Consider the following 14231-nt stretch of genomic DNA (forward strand, 5'->3'; position numbering starts at 1 on the left):
GCCTTGCTGACCGTCATAACCATTTCTTTGTACGTTGGGGTTTCAAGATTTCTAACGTTGGCGGAACGAGCAGAAGATACGTATTACTATCCTTTTTGGTATATATGGATCATAAGTTTGCTGATTAATGCTGCCACGATGCTATTCCTCATTTTGCCTCTTTCCCTATTCGTCGATCTTGTGCTTGCTTCAACAAAAATGAAGGGTCCAGGAACAAGGTTGATTTATGTAATTGTGGCTTATCTCCTGTTGGGGACAGGATGTGGTCTTCTATTTGCGATCTTTGTATTCAGGATGGATGCTTTTCAGCATACCGGGCAGTATTCATATGTACTGATCATTACGTTTGTTTATCTGTTATGGCAATTCATTTTGAAATGGATCAGCAAGCCGAGGAAGCGCGTTAGTTAATAAATAATTCAACAACAATAACCGGTTACGCCGCAGAATGGCGAAACCGGTTATTTTATTTTTCACTATTATCCGGGTTATTTCTTCAACCATTAGCAGATAGACGGTCTGCGCCGAGCGCAAGCCTTTCCAATAACTCAGACAGCAATGTCTTGTCACCCTCGCTCAGACCACTGACTGCACGATCGATCTTGTGTGCATACCCTGGATAGATATCATCCATGGTCCGGTGACCTTCCTCTGTCAGTTCCACAAATATAATCCGTCTGTCCTGCGGACAGTGTTTGCGATGTAAAAGCCCTTTTTGCTCCAGCTTATCAATGACATAGGTTACGTTCCCGCTCTGCAGCAGAAGTTGTGCGCCTACCTGTTGAATTGGCTGTGCTCCTTTCATATACAGTACTTCCAGCACCCCGTATGCAGTAGGGTTGAAGCCGTGCACTTTGCTACCGGATACAGCGTGTTCATTCACGCTCTTGAATGTTTTGGCCAAGGTGCGGTACAGATGAAGTGAACGTTCGGTTCCGATTTCTTGTAATTCCAGCATGCTGATCCCGCCTTTTCAGTTTAGTGATATAAGTTGAAATATAAGGTTACTATCTACCACTACGATGACAGAACAACCCTCCAATCACTGTTATCTCCAGATTTTATTGAATCTTTTTCAAAGATAAAATCCGGTGATAAAGGTGAACGCGTTGCTTTTCAGGTTTTTTCTGTCCTCTTCGTTACGATTAACATGTAAACGATATATTCAACTTATATAGGGTTGAGTAGGTTACATTTGACGATTCAGATTGTCGCCATGTCCCTATTGTAAGCTTCTGTTTCCACTAAAAACATGCGATATGTCACAAGATCTGCATTTTTAGCATTTAAAATTTAAGCATTCGTCCTTCTCCATGGTAGCCTGCACCTGAGAAAGTTCATCCTTCGGATGTTGGCTCTTCTCCGTCTCCGGAAGGAGGTTGGAATAAGTCTCCATTTATATAATTAAAGCCATATCAACATTCCGGCAAGTGGAGGAGAAGCGAAAAATGGAAATGACAATGAAGGGACAACGCGGGCTGAAGCATAACCGTCCATTTGTAACACTGATGGTGGCGCAGGCCATCTCCAATCTGGGCGACTGGCTGCATTTGTTGGCAATCTTGACGTTGGTGGGAATACGTTGGAATGCTACGCCGTGGGAAATTACGTTTACTACACTTTGTGCGGCATTGCCTGTGCTGATGACAGGGCCGTTTGCAGGTGCGCTGGCGGATCGGATGAATCGGAAATGGTTGATGATCGCAGCGGACGGTGCACGAGTCGTGATTGTTGCCGGGTTCATTTTTGCCGATCAGATCTGGCATGTATACGTATTGCTTATTCTCAAATCGTTATTCGACGTCGTATTCTCACCTGCCAAGAACGGGAAGTTGAAGGAATTTGTGCCGCATGGGCAGCTGGCTCAAGCCGTTTCCATCAGCTCGGTGATCGAACAGATGTCCAAAATTATAGGTCCTGCGCTTGGCGGATTGCTGGTGGCAGCCTTTGGGATTACCTGGTGTTTTATTCTGGATTCAGCCTCGTTTCTCATCTCGGGTATTATTTTGCTGTGGATTCCGGGTAAGCGGGTGATCCAATCTGCAAGACCGTCCGTACAAGAAAGTAAGGGAGAAGAAATAGGGGGCATTTCATCCCGAGAAAAAGGTGCCTTTTTGAAGGATACGCTGGAAGGCGTTCGTATGCTCGCTTCTTTACCGCAGGTAGGCTCTTCTCTCATTTTGCTGGCATCCGCCATTCTGTTCCTGCAATTTGCAGATTCCCAGACCGTTGTCCTGTTCAGACAGCTGCCTGGAATTTCGAGTGATCTGCTGGGGTGGTGCGTTGGTGCCAGTGGGGTTGGAACGTTAATTGCAGCCATGAGTGTGAGGAAGTGGAAAAGAGCAGGACATGTGCTGAAGATGGGCATTGGAACCTCGATAACTGGGCTTGTCATTGGTGCAGCAGGTGTCGTTGTCGGCGTATGGCCGCATGCTGGTCTGGGTGCTAACTTGCTGCTGATATCGATGTTTGCCCTGGCAGGAATCGGAATTGGGTTCGCCGTGGTGCCTTTTCAAATTTTGCTGCAGGAACAAACTCCTGAAGCGATGACTGGGCGTGTATTTGGTACTGTTGGTAGCGTCATGACAGCAAGCAATATTATGGGTCCTGTTGTAGGGGGATTTCTGGTCACGTCGTTTGGTGTTATCCCTGCCTTTGTATGTTCAGGCATTTTGATGACACTTCTGGGATTGGTCTATGTATTAAAACGCAGATCGAAAATGATGGATGTAACGGTGGCGAGTGAGGCAGTGGCTGTAAGCGATTAGCATCATTTGGTATGAGATTTCCACTCTAGTGTTTTAAAAAGGCAGGGGCTTCGGAACCCTGCTTTTTTTGTGTGTTTAGAGGTTTTTCATTTTCTACCTCTAATTCATTAAAGATGCTCAAAATGATCAAATACAAAGCTAATACCTCCATTACAATAATGGAGAACACACTGGACAAGTCGTTAACCGGGGAGTGAAGGTCATGAAGATCGATAAGGAAGAGTCAGCATCGAAGCAGTCCATACTGGACGTACATATAGCAGAGGCAGGATATGAAGCAGGCAAGTCGACGATACAAAACATTCAAATCCAGGTGTATCCAGGAGAACTGGTAGGTATTATTGGTCCAAACGGTGCAGGCAAAAGCACGACCATCAAAACGATGCTTGGCTTGCTGGAGCATGCCGAGTTTGAGATTGCAATTGGAGGAGAGGGCAGATATGCCTACATCCCGGAGCAGCCTGTCTTTTATGAATATATGACTCTCTGGGAGCATCTTGATCTTGCAGCAGCGGCCTACGAAATGGAGGAAAGGGAATTTGTTGCGAGAGCGGAGGAACTGCTGGTTCGTTTCGGTATGGATCATGTACGCGATGATCTTCCCGGCAGTTTTTCCAAAGGCATGCGTCAGAAAATGATGCTGATGATCGGCTTCCTGGCTTCACCTGATGTATATATTGTAGATGAGCCTTTTATTGGACTGGATCCGCGTGCAACGAAGGATTTCCTGCAGCTGCTTGATGAGGAACGCCGCCGCGGGGCAGGGGTGCTAATGTCCACGCATGTACTTGATACAGCGGAACGGATCTGTGACCGGTTTGTACTGATTGCAGCAGGCAGATCGGCCGCTGAAGGCACGCTGGATGAGATTCGCGCTGTTGCCGGGCATCCAGAATTATCCTTATTCGACTGTTTTGATATACTGACATCCTAGTCAGGGAGGTGAAAGAGGGATGGGAAACTCTGAGCGATATACACCACTTCGTTTATATAGACGCAGGAGTCGAGAGCATTTCAATGGACAGTTGAAAAATCTGAGATTGGCAGTGGACTGGACGGTATGGTTGTATCTGCTGATTCCGGGACTGCTGTATCTGATCGGGTGGTATTCAAGCCTATGGACCAAACCGCTGCCAACATGGGCGACTGAACTCTCTGGGCCTGTCCTGACAGGGCTGATCGATATCGTTATGCTTTCAGGCGGTGTACTGATCTTTGTGGAAGAAGCGGACATGCTGTTTCTGAAATCAAGACCATTATGGATGCGGACCTTAATGAAGCAAGGGCTTTTCCGAGCCTGTGTGCTGCATTTGGGCAAAATGATGGTGATTACGGCCTTGACCGCACCCTTGTGGTCTCGTGTTTATGAAATGTCATTTACACCTATCGCGCTCCTTGCGCTCTGGTTTGGTATAGTGGCTTCCATTCAGGCGATCGCTCTGCACATCATTAAGGTACGATATACCGGATGGAGACGCTGGATTCGACTCATCCCCGCCGCGATTGCCTTGGGACTTTTTACGATCCGTACAACGTCATGGATGGACGGAGAGATATGGAGACAGCTTGCTGGAATCTTTGTCGGAATCCTTATCCTTGTCACTTTGATCCAAATGAGGCTGTTGATGAAGGGCACGTTTGAGGGGGATGTACGGGAGGATTTACGAGGTCGATTGAAGCTAACGGCGCTTATGTTAAGTCAATCGGTATCCAAGCCGAAGGTTCCTCGTACAAAAACAGTCATTTTTCGAAAAAGGCGCAGGCTTCTGCGCAATCGTTCCATGTCCAACCGGACAGCCGAAACGGCTTTCAAAGCTTTTTTTCGAGACTCTTCCACGATGAAACTGTATTTGCAGCTGGGTAGTCTCTCCACAGCAGCTGTTATGCTTCCCCCTTTTCCCGTTAATGTCATCGTGTGCTGCTTGCTGATTATTATGCTGACCCTGCTGTTTTATCGCTCATGGGATGTGTTCGCGAATTCAGACTATGTGCAGCTCCTATCCTATGACCCGGCTGCCCTGCACCGTGCAGGGTTGACGATGGTTCGGATGCTTTTTATCCCGCTGGGCCTTATCATGGGTTTCGCTTTGGGAATAACCTGGCTTGGCTGGCTGTTAAGTATCATTGTTGCGGCAGCTGTCGTGGTCTTCGGACTCTTCTGCCTTTCCGTGGGAGGATGGATTCGATTGACCGTTCAAGCTAAAGTATCTCAGTAGAATTCGCATATCGTCTTCCATTAGTGACCATGCTATAGGAGAGATCAACTGTAGTGAGGAGGAAAAAACGAATGATGGACGATAGTGAACTTCAGGTACATTTTTCTGACCATTCAGCATTGCTTGCGGCGGAGGCCACGCTGAAGGAGCTTGGATATAAGCCGTATCCATCGGGGCCGCTGGAATTGTACATTCCTACCGATCGCCAGGATATACAGTCCGCGGTGGAGATTGTGCAGTCACACGGAGGAAGCGCAGCGTTCCTGGCTGAAACAGACGGGTTTGATCAATTTCAGGATATATCCATTCCGGCTCATATCATTAACGAGGATTGGCACGAAGGTTATGCAAATGGAACTCAGGACAGCGGGCTTCAACAAGGATTGCATAATCGGGACGATGACCCAACCTTTGACGATTCAGTGGATGGATTCTCGGGCAGTGTAAAAGCATAATCAGACGAATAGAAAAAACCTCGGGTCCCACAGCATGTGGGCACATCGAGGTTTTCTTGTTTTTGGCATGTAAATTTATCTTATACTACTGGCGTTTTTGTACTCTGCGGCATGCATGCCAGCGGTGTATCCGGTAGAGAATGCAGCGGTAATGTTATACCCTCCAGTGTAGCCGTGAATGTCCAGGACTTCACCGCAAAAGAATAGACCTGGCAGTAGCTTGGACTCCATTGTTTTTGGGTATATTTCCTTTAAGTGCACACCTCCGCCAGTGACGAAAGCTTCCTTAAGAGAACGTGTGCCATCCACGCGGAAGGTAAAAGACTTCATTAGTCCGCATAATGTGCTGAGCATACCTTTAGGAAAGTGGTGGAACGTCAGGTCTTCACTAATCTCGGCACGTTTCATCAGTAATGGAATCATACGTTCAGGTACCCAAGTTTTCAGAATGTTCTTAACCGCCTTGCGTGACTCTTGCTCCAGGACCTGCTGAACCTGTCTTTCCAGAGCAGCTGGAGTCAGATCAGGGAAGAAATCAATGCTCATCATGACCTGAGTGCTGTCGGATTTCATTTGTACCTTACGAATGAATTGACTGCATCGGAGGGCGATAGGACCCGATACACCAAAATGCGTGAAGATCATATCACCACGATGCGAAATCACAGTCTTGTCTTTGGCATCCAGTACAGATAACCCTACATCCCGCAAAGATAACCCCTGAAGTTCTCTGGATTGGATCCAGCTCTCACCGGAAACAATGGGTACCTCGGTCGGGTAAAGTTCCGTAATGGTATGTCCGGCTGATTCAGCCCAAGGATAACCATCCCCGGTTGAACCGGTTTGAGGTACGGATTTGCCTCCGGTTGCTACAATGACTGCATGGGCTTTGACGATCTTCCCCGATGCAAGTTTGACACCCTGTACATGCTGTCCATCATGAATCAGCTCCTCGACAGGCTCTTTGGTACGAATCTCCACACCCAGGGAAACCACCTTGCCCACCAGAGCATCGACCACCGTTTTGGCCTTGTCTGTAACGGGAAACATTCTTCCATTGTCTTCTTCCTTCAGGGCAATACCCAGGTTTTCGAAGAAACGCATAATCCCTTGATTGTCCAGATTTTGAAATGAACTATATAAGAAACGCCCGTTACCGGGAATATGCCTGATCAATTCATCTGTCTCTTTGGCATTGGTCACATTGCAGCGACCGCCTCCGGAGATTCCGAGCTTGCGGCCCAGTTGATCTCCCTTATCCAGCAGAAGCACAGAGGCTCCATGCTCGGCAGCAGCAACGCATGCCATTAAGCCTGCGGAACCGCCACCAATTACAATGACATCATACATATATTATTACCCTCTTTTTCCATTGATTTTGTCTACTTTATTACTCTTAATTGAACACTGGTAAGAAATTGAATAAACCACATATAGATTCCAGCTATTTTCGTTTTCTATATATAGTACACTTGGACGTAAAAATCGAATTATGCAGGATTATAGGACAAATGGTACACATCTTTAACCATTTATAATGAAAGCAACTGTTCTAATATGAGGTCTCAAGGGATATATTGTAATATACTGTCGCCTATGTTTTAATCAGAAATACATGAGGGTATGTGCGGGCGAGGAGGGAGATGGCATGATGGTTGCGTTAAAGGACATTCTTTTACAAGTGCTGCTGGCAGGTTCTGCAGTATTCCTGATTCCCTTTTTTTATCTGGGACTTCCTAAAAAAGTTCAGGCCAAAGCAGATCGCAGTGGAATGATGCTGAACTGTCTGGCATTGACAAGTGCGGCCAGTATGCTGCTCTGTTTGCTATTTGCCCATTATGCGTATCCCGCCGCTATTCCCATTTCATTGGGGGTTGTACCTCTTACCATCAGCCTATTGTACTGCCGGCCTGTGGTAGGCCTCACGCTCACCCTTCTCCATGTAATCGCTTATTTTCTTATTGGACATCCCTACACCTTGTACGAGTTTCTCCTTCAAACAGGCATTCTTCTCTATCCTATTGTATGGTTGACGGCCAGACGATTCAAGCACTATACGCGTTCACGCAAAATGACGATGGTCAGCTCGTTGATCGCAGCAGAATTGATTGTATCCGCCCTGCTGTGCATTCCTTTGATGGATGGCAATTCAACGTTCTCCCTCGATCAAGGGATAGGCATCATGCTGGGGTACATCATTGGTGCCGTTCTTGCAGGCAGCTTTAGTATGCTCTGGATTGAGCATATGCATCATCATCAGGGGCTGGAACAACATCTGTCCGAAGTTCATCATCAATACATATCCGAAACGGAAAAGCTTCACCAAATACTGAACGCAGTTCCATTATCCATTGCTACAGTGGACCCGGAGGGAACTGTACAGTTTGTTAATGATACCATGGAGCAAACAGCAAGAAATCAATTGCCCTGCACGACCACTTCCAATTTTATCGGTCTCCCGGCCAGCCAGTTTGTCGAACAGGGTCAGGCCGATAGTTTGCAGAACAGTATACGTAAGGCTGTTGTGCATGGGGAAATCAACGGAATGACTGTACGCTATGGTTCCTATGTATTCCAGTCACGGACCGTGCCGATCTACTCCCTTTCACATGAAAGGTCAAGAGAGGTCACGGGAGCCATGCTCATTATTCAGGACATTACTGAGCTGGAAATGCTGCGAAGCGAGCTGAACAATGTGGATCGTCTAAGTCTAGTGGGGCAGATGGCTGCCAGCATAACCCATGAAGTGAGAAATCCGATGGCGGTTGTACGCGGTTTCCTTCAATTAATGCAAGAGAAGAGTCCCGAATCGCTAGATCACTACTATCAGATTGTACTGGAGGAGCTGGACCGGGCAAACAGCATCATCAATGACTTTCTCTCCCTAGCACAGAACCGAATCTCAGAAAAGGAAGAGTGCCAGCTGCATGACATTATCCATGAATTGAGCCCGTTGTTATGGGCAGATGCCAATCTGCGTGGACAGAGTATTGAACTCATGCTTGACCATAATGTGCCGAAGCTGCACCTGAATACGAAAGAAATCAAGCAGGTCGTGCTCAATCTGGCTCGCAACGGCATGGAAGCCATGACAGAGAAGGGGGTTCTGACGCTCGAAACGCGGATGGTCGATGACAAGGTCGAGCTGTGTGTACACGATACAGGTGCAGGCATAGCACAACCGAAGCAAGAGAAGCTGTTTGAACCTTTTTATACGACGAAAGCCAAAGGGACCGGACTCGGGTTATCCATGTGCCGAAGCATCGTGGAACGACACAACGGAACAATTACGGTGGAGTCACAGGAAGGTGAGGGTACAACCTTCAAGGTTTCGTTTCAACGATAAAAGCTCAGCATATTTTGCCAGGGAACAAGACATAATAATATGAAAGAAGCCTTACCGCAGGCGGAGTCTGAACCTTGCTTTCATTGCTTGGCGATGTATAATAGGGATAGCACATCATTAAAATCCATGTTTTGTATGGCGGAGCATTGATGATTGTGGATTCCGAGGCAATTACATGTTCCCCGAAATAATAGAACAACCATTAATAAGGAGTGAAACGAATGTCGATGTCATTTGATCAATACATGAAAGATATGGTTCAACCGATGCGGGATGAGCTGACTCGCCTGGGTATTCAAGAATTGCGTACCCCTGAGGAAGTAGAAGCTAGTCTGCCAGATGCTAAAGGAACAGCACTTGTCGTGATTAACTCGGTGTGCGGATGTGCCGCAGGTCAGTGTCGTCCAGGTGTATCTCAAGCGCTTCAGCACGATATTACACCGGATCACCTGTATACGGTATTTGCCGGACAGGACAAAGAAGCTACAGCAAAAGCGCGTGAGTTCTTTGCACCGTACCCTCCGTCCTCACCTTCCATCGCTCTGATGAAAGATGGTGAACTCGTTCACTTTATCGAGCGTCACCAAGTGGAAGACCGTTCTGCGGAGGAAATTGCGGCTGATCTCACGAATGCATTTGACCGTTACTGCCGTTAATTAGCTCTAGGAGCGCCCCGCCCTTCGGATGACCGATGCCGGGGCGTTTCATTTTGAGCAAATAAGGTTATTGAACCATTCGGACCTTTCAAGCTGGACATCAAATTTCATTTATGTAGAAACGGGGTGTGTTGAACGATGAGTTTGCAGCAACAGATCATCGCTGAGTTGAAGGTTAAGCCAAGCATTAATGAAGAAGAGGAAGTCCGCAAACGCGTTGACTTTCTGAAATCCTATGTGAAAAATTCCGGTACCAAGGGATTGCTTATTGCCATTAGTGGCGGAATTGACAGTGCGGTCGCTGCAGCGTTGTGCAAAAAGGCTACAGACGAACTCACAGCTGAGAACAACCAGGAATACAAAACACTGGGAGTATTCCAGCCATACGGTGAGCAATCCGATATCGATCACAGCTACGCGGTTGCAAAAGCGTTTGACTTGAAGCATGTGGTGGAAACCAATATTGAAGATGCGGTTAATGAGATCGCGCTTGAAGTGGAGCAAGGCTTCAAATCCATGGGCAGCCCACGTCATATGACTCCACAAGGCAAAGGGAATGTAAAGGCAAGAACCCGCATGGTTATGCAATATGCACTTTCTTTTGAAGAAAACCTGCTGGTGGTAGGTACGGATCATGCCTCCGAAGCCATCACCGGTTTCTATACGAAGTGGGGCGACGGGGCAGTTGATATTACCCCACTGAGCAGCCTGAACAAACGTCAGGTTCGTCAGCTTGCTGCATACCTTGGTGTTCCGAGCGAAATTCTGGACAAGGCTCCTTCAGCAGGGCTTTGGGAAGGCCAGACCGATGAACAGGAACTGGGTATTTCCTATGAGGATAACAGCGACTATCTGGAAGGCAAACAGATTGATCCTGCTGCACAGGAGCGTCTTGAGTCATTCTATACACGCACACACCATAAACGCAATGCCATCCCAGGCATCTAAAATGTTGGTGTAAAGTTTACAGGGTGAATGATTTAGCTTGTTAATGAAAAAAGAGTCACTGCATGAGGCAGTGACTCTTTTTGCTGTAGTTGAAAATGGTTGATATCCATTATGATCCATTCCAGGTTTCAATCTGACGAAGCAGCAGGCCCAGGTCCACATCCTTCCGGATTCTTATTTTAACATTAATGGGAATGTCGGTGAGGTACTCGCTTCTCGCTCTACCTCCTGCTACAATAGAATACGTGTTCGGAGTAACAGCGATGAATAGAAACCATTCAAGATTCTACACAGCATAAAAGATTAAGCGGGTGAATCGTTAATGATATATGGAATTGGAAACGATGTACTGGAGATCGGACGTATGAAGAAGCTGCTGTCTGGTCGTTATGCCGAAGCATTTATAGCTCGAATTTTAACTCCGGCTGAGCGGAGATTGGCAGCTGAACGAGGGAAGAGAATGACTGAATTTGTGTCTGGCCGGTTTGCAGCCAAGGAAGCAGTGTCCAAGGCGTTTGGCTGCGGCATCGGCCGCGTGATGAGTTTTACAGATATCGAGGTGCTTCCTGACGAAAAGGGGCGCCCGGTCGCCACGTTATCGAGCCAGGCTTGGGAACGGCTTCAATTGCCATATGACCAGCAGTATGATATTCATCTCAGTATTACGCATCAGACAGAGCTTGCAGCAGCTTTTGCCATTGTGGAGAAGACGGACAAATAGCCGGTAAGAATAGAGCAATAGGAATAGCAAGGTAACAGGAGAGGACGGAAATATGGGTTTAATGGAACAAAAGCAACACTTTAGTGTGAATTTGCTGGATTGGTACATGATTAACAGACGTGACTTGCCGTGGCGTCGTCACAATAATCCCTATTTTACGTGGGTATCGGAAATCATGCTTCAACAGACTCGCGTGGATACGGTCATCCCGTATTTCAACCGGTTTATTGCCAATTTCCCAACCGTTCAGGCCTTGGCCGAAGCGGCGGAAGAGGATGTGCTGAAGAACTGGGAGGGACTTGGTTACTATTCCCGTGCCCGCAACCTTCAGGCGGCAGCCCAGCAGGTGATGGAGCTGCACGGAGGAGAGATGCCGCAGGATAAACAGGCCGTATTTGCATTAAAAGGGGTGGGCCCGTATACAGCCGGGGCCATTCTCAGTATTGCCTTCAACCAGCCGCAGCCTGCGGTGGACGGCAATGTCATGCGGGTTCTGTCCAGATACTTCCTCATTGATGAGGACATTATGAAGGGCAGCACCCGGGTACTGATGGAAGAGCTTGCAGGAGAGCTCATTCCGGAAGGGCGGGCGCGTGATTTCAATCAGGCGCTGATGGAACTTGGTGCGCTGGTATGTACACCAAAAGCGCCGCACTGCCTGACTTGCCCGGTCATGGAGCAATGTTCCGGCCGCATCGCCGGACGGGAGCTCACGCTGCCGGTCAAGACCAAGGCGAAGCCGCCGCGCCCTGAGCAGCGGCTGGTCGCCCTGGTTGAGGGCCGCGGCGAGCATCGCGGCCAAGTGCTTGTGCGCCAGCGCCCAGCGACGGGCCTGCTGGCCCGCATGTGGGAGCTGCCGCATGTGCTGGCGGCGCCCGCCGCAGCCGGCAAGGCGGCGGGGCCGCTGGCCGATGAGCCAGCCATGGCACTGCTGGCTGGCAGTCTGTGGGCGGAGGGCTTCGCTGCCCGCCCGGAGGGGCTGGCTACCCATGCGGAGCATGTGTTCAGCCACATTGTTTGGAACCTGCAGGTGTACAAGTTCACCGAGCAGGACCAGGGCAGTGAGGAGCTTCCGCTGATCGCTGCGGAAGCAAGAGCCGCCTATGATGCAGATGCCCAGGCGGCCGCCAAGGAGATGGCTGCTTCCATGCTGGATGTTAGTTCATCAACAGCCGATCTGGTTGGAGAGAGCGTTACGGAAGCTGCGGATACACCCTATAACTCTGCCCTGTCGCAGACAGGCAAGGGAGACGGACTCATTTATCGATGGATCGGGCCCAAGGATATGGACAAGCTGGCATTCCCTAATGTCTTCTTGAAGCTGCTGAGCAGTTACTTTGCTGGGGCGTATGATGAGGTAAAGGAATAATTCCAATAAAAAAGAGCCTGATTCAGTCATGACGACCGAATCAGGCTCTTCTTATAGGCATAGGCAGGCAGTCTTATTTCGCTGCTGCGTAACGTTTGTTCACTTCATCCCAGTTGATTACATTCCAGAAAGCACCGATGTAATCAGGACGTTTGTTTTGATATTTCAGGTAGTAAGCGTGCTCCCATACGTCCAGACCCAATACTGGAGTCAGACCTTCGAAGAGCGGGCTGTCTTGGTTAGGCGTACTAGTAATGGACAATTTGCCATCTTTGCCTACAACGAGCCATGCCCAACCGGAACCGAAACGAGTTGTAGCTGCTTTTGCAAAGTCTTCTTTGAATTTGTCAAAGCCGCCCAGTTCGCTGTCGATTGCAGCTGCGATGTCGCCTGTTGGAGCGCCGCCGCCGTTAGGTCCAATGATTTCCCAGAACAGGCTATGGTTAGCATGTCCACCACCATTGTTGCGAACCGCTGTGCGGATGCTTTCTGGTACGCTGTCGAGGTTAGCGATCAGATCTTCCAAGCTTTTTTCTTGCAGTTCAGGAGCGCTTTCCAGAGCTGCGTTAAGGTTAGTTACGTAAGTATTGTGATGGCGATCGTGGTGGATTTCCATCGTTTGTGCATCGATATGTGGTTCCAGAGCGTCGTTAGCGTAAGGAAGTGCCGGTAATTGAAAAGCCATAGTGAAAATACCTCCTGAGATTTTGAATTTTTTAATCAGCATTTTGCATCATCAATTGATTCGATCCCCGGTACAAGGGTTTAGACGAAAGGAATCAATTCGATCTCTACCTTGGTGTGGGAGAGTCGATCATTGAATTCATGCAAACTGCTCAGGTACATATGTAATAATACCCTTGCCACTAATATTAAACCGCATCCGGGCTAATTAAGCAACATTTTTGTTTATTAAGTCCCCTGGGAAGTTGATCAATTGCATGACTCGGGTTAACAAACATATTTTACCCAATATGAATATATTTATGTGATATTAGTTGTTTTCATAGACAGAAAAATTAATATTCGGATGTAAACGGTTACAATTAAGCGCTTTCAAAAGAAAATGCGTGTTTTATGGCGGAAAGTATGGTTTAATTGACGAAGAAGCGGTATTTTCTCGTTTTTTGTCATTATTCGAACATTGGGTTTTTGGTAAAAAGGGGATCCCTTTTTTGTAAAACCTCATCAAGCTAACGAAAAGGGAGATTTAAGACATGCACGTTCGTTCCTTTCAGTTGAGTGATGCAAGCCAGATGACGGAGCTTCTCCAGGTTGCACTATCGGAAGAGTGTTATGAGAACACGATGGGCCCGTTTGCCCGTCAATTGTCATGGGATTCTGACCTGATTATGGTTGCGGAAGAAGAGGGAGACCTCGTCGGCGCCTTGATCGGTACGATTGATCACAACCAGGGATGCATCTACCGTATTGCGGTCCATCCAGACTATCGTCGCCGTGGAGTCGGCAAAACACTTGTCGAGGCCATGGAGCAACGTTTTCAGCAACGAAAAGTCAGCCAAATATGGGTCGCGGGTGATGAGCACAACAAAGCAGCCATGCCTCTATACGAAGCTATGGGTTACGGTGCCAACAAGATATTAAGTGCTTTTCAGAAACTTAGTATTTTGTCCAAAGCTTAGGTTTGAATGATTAAAGAAAAGAAATAAACAGATTTTCATTTTATATTAGGCATATCCTTTAACGTAACCACGTGGGGATATGCCTTTCTATTTGTATGATAACACGCTT

The 14231-nt window shown here is 47.8% G+C and carries 14 protein-coding genes; 11 read left to right on the forward strand and 3 right to left on the reverse strand.

From position 1 onward, the window contains the following. Nucleotides 1–57: 57 nt before the first annotated feature. Nucleotides 58–411 (forward strand): hypothetical protein, encoded by a 354-nt coding sequence (locus MHB82_RS02965; protein WP_341173763.1) that lies wholly within the window; start codon nucleotides 58–60, stop codon nucleotides 409–411. A gap of 85 nt (nucleotides 412–496) precedes the next feature. On the opposite strand, the gene MHB82_RS02970 is transcribed toward MHB82_RS02965, so the two are convergent. Beyond that, entirely contained in the window at nucleotides 497–958 is a 462-nt protein-coding gene (locus MHB82_RS02970) for a MarR family winged helix-turn-helix transcriptional regulator (RefSeq protein ID WP_095362097.1), read from the reverse strand. A gap of 490 nt (nucleotides 959–1448) precedes the next feature. Between MHB82_RS02970 and MHB82_RS02975 the strand changes: the two genes are divergently transcribed. The 4 genes from MHB82_RS02975 to MHB82_RS02990 all read left to right on the forward strand — a co-directional run bounded on the left by MHB82_RS02975 (nucleotide 1449) and on the right by MHB82_RS02990 (nucleotide 5439). Beyond that, nucleotides 1449–2768: an MFS transporter gene (locus MHB82_RS02975; protein ID WP_095362098.1), complete on the forward strand. Its 1320-nt coding sequence runs from the start codon at nucleotides 1449–1451 to the stop codon at nucleotides 2766–2768. A 202-nt stretch (nucleotides 2769–2970) separates the two neighbouring features. Then, complete coding sequence (locus MHB82_RS02980; RefSeq protein ID WP_341173764.1) at nucleotides 2971–3702, forward strand: ABC transporter ATP-binding protein; 732 nt, start codon at nucleotides 2971–2973, stop codon at nucleotides 3700–3702. 19 nt (nucleotides 3703–3721) lie between these two features. Continuing rightward, entirely contained in the window at nucleotides 3722–4984 is a 1263-nt protein-coding gene (locus MHB82_RS02985) for an ABC transporter permease (RefSeq protein WP_341173765.1), read from the forward strand. Between the two features lie 71 nt (nucleotides 4985–5055). Continuing rightward, nucleotides 5056–5439: a hypothetical protein gene (locus MHB82_RS02990; protein ID WP_341173766.1), complete on the forward strand. Its 384-nt coding sequence runs from the start codon at nucleotides 5056–5058 to the stop codon at nucleotides 5437–5439. A 75-nt stretch (nucleotides 5440–5514) separates the two neighbouring features. Here the strand turns inward: MHB82_RS02990 and MHB82_RS02995 are convergent, their stop codons facing one another. Next, on the reverse strand, nucleotides 5515–6789 hold the full coding sequence (locus tag MHB82_RS02995; protein WP_341173767.1) for a BaiN/RdsA family NAD(P)/FAD-dependent oxidoreductase: 1275 nt from the start codon (nucleotides 6787–6789) through the stop codon (nucleotides 5515–5517). Nucleotides 6790–7087: 298 nt separating this feature from the next. On the opposite strand from MHB82_RS02995, the gene MHB82_RS03000 reads away from it, so the two are divergent. The 5 genes from MHB82_RS03000 to mutY all read left to right on the forward strand — a co-directional run bounded on the left by MHB82_RS03000 (nucleotide 7088) and on the right by mutY (nucleotide 12479). Continuing rightward, the gene (locus MHB82_RS03000; protein ID WP_341173768.1) at nucleotides 7088–8785 is read left to right on the forward strand and encodes a two-component system sensor histidine kinase NtrB; all 1698 of its coding nucleotides are present in this window, start codon (nucleotides 7088–7090) and stop codon (nucleotides 8783–8785) included. A 221-nt stretch (nucleotides 8786–9006) separates the two neighbouring features. Then, nucleotides 9007–9441 (forward strand): BrxA/BrxB family bacilliredoxin, encoded by a 435-nt coding sequence (locus tag MHB82_RS03005; RefSeq protein WP_095362104.1) that lies wholly within the window; start codon nucleotides 9007–9009, stop codon nucleotides 9439–9441. Nucleotides 9442–9579: 138 nt separating this feature from the next. Then, nucleotides 9580–10389 (forward strand): ammonia-dependent NAD(+) synthetase, encoded by an 810-nt coding sequence (nadE, locus tag MHB82_RS03010; RefSeq protein WP_095362105.1) that lies wholly within the window; start codon nucleotides 9580–9582, stop codon nucleotides 10387–10389. Nucleotides 10390–10711: 322 nt separating this feature from the next. Continuing rightward, on the forward strand, nucleotides 10712–11110 hold the full coding sequence (gene acpS / locus MHB82_RS03015) for a holo-ACP synthase (protein WP_110755398.1): 399 nt from the start codon (nucleotides 10712–10714) through the stop codon (nucleotides 11108–11110). Nucleotides 11111–11162: 52 nt separating this feature from the next. Then, nucleotides 11163–12479, forward strand: coding sequence for an A/G-specific adenine glycosylase (gene mutY, locus MHB82_RS03020; protein ID WP_095362107.1), 1317 nt, complete (start codon nucleotides 11163–11165; stop codon nucleotides 12477–12479). Nucleotides 12480–12552: 73 nt separating this feature from the next. Here mutY and MHB82_RS03025 read toward each other — a convergent pair whose 3' ends face one another. Then, complete coding sequence (locus tag MHB82_RS03025) at nucleotides 12553–13164, reverse strand: superoxide dismutase (RefSeq protein WP_056697187.1); 612 nt, start codon at nucleotides 13162–13164, stop codon at nucleotides 12553–12555. Nucleotides 13165–13696: 532 nt separating this feature from the next. On the opposite strand from MHB82_RS03025, the gene MHB82_RS03030 reads away from it, so the two are divergent. Then, the gene (locus tag MHB82_RS03030) at nucleotides 13697–14122 is read left to right on the forward strand and encodes a GNAT family N-acetyltransferase (protein WP_095293213.1); all 426 of its coding nucleotides are present in this window, start codon (nucleotides 13697–13699) and stop codon (nucleotides 14120–14122) included. Nucleotides 14123–14231: the final 109 nt, after the last annotated feature.

The organism is Paenibacillus sp. FSL K6-2862 (genome assembly GCF_038005125.1).
In the GTDB taxonomy this organism is placed as follows: Bacteria; Bacillota; Bacilli; order Paenibacillales; family Paenibacillaceae; genus Paenibacillus; species Paenibacillus illinoisensis_A.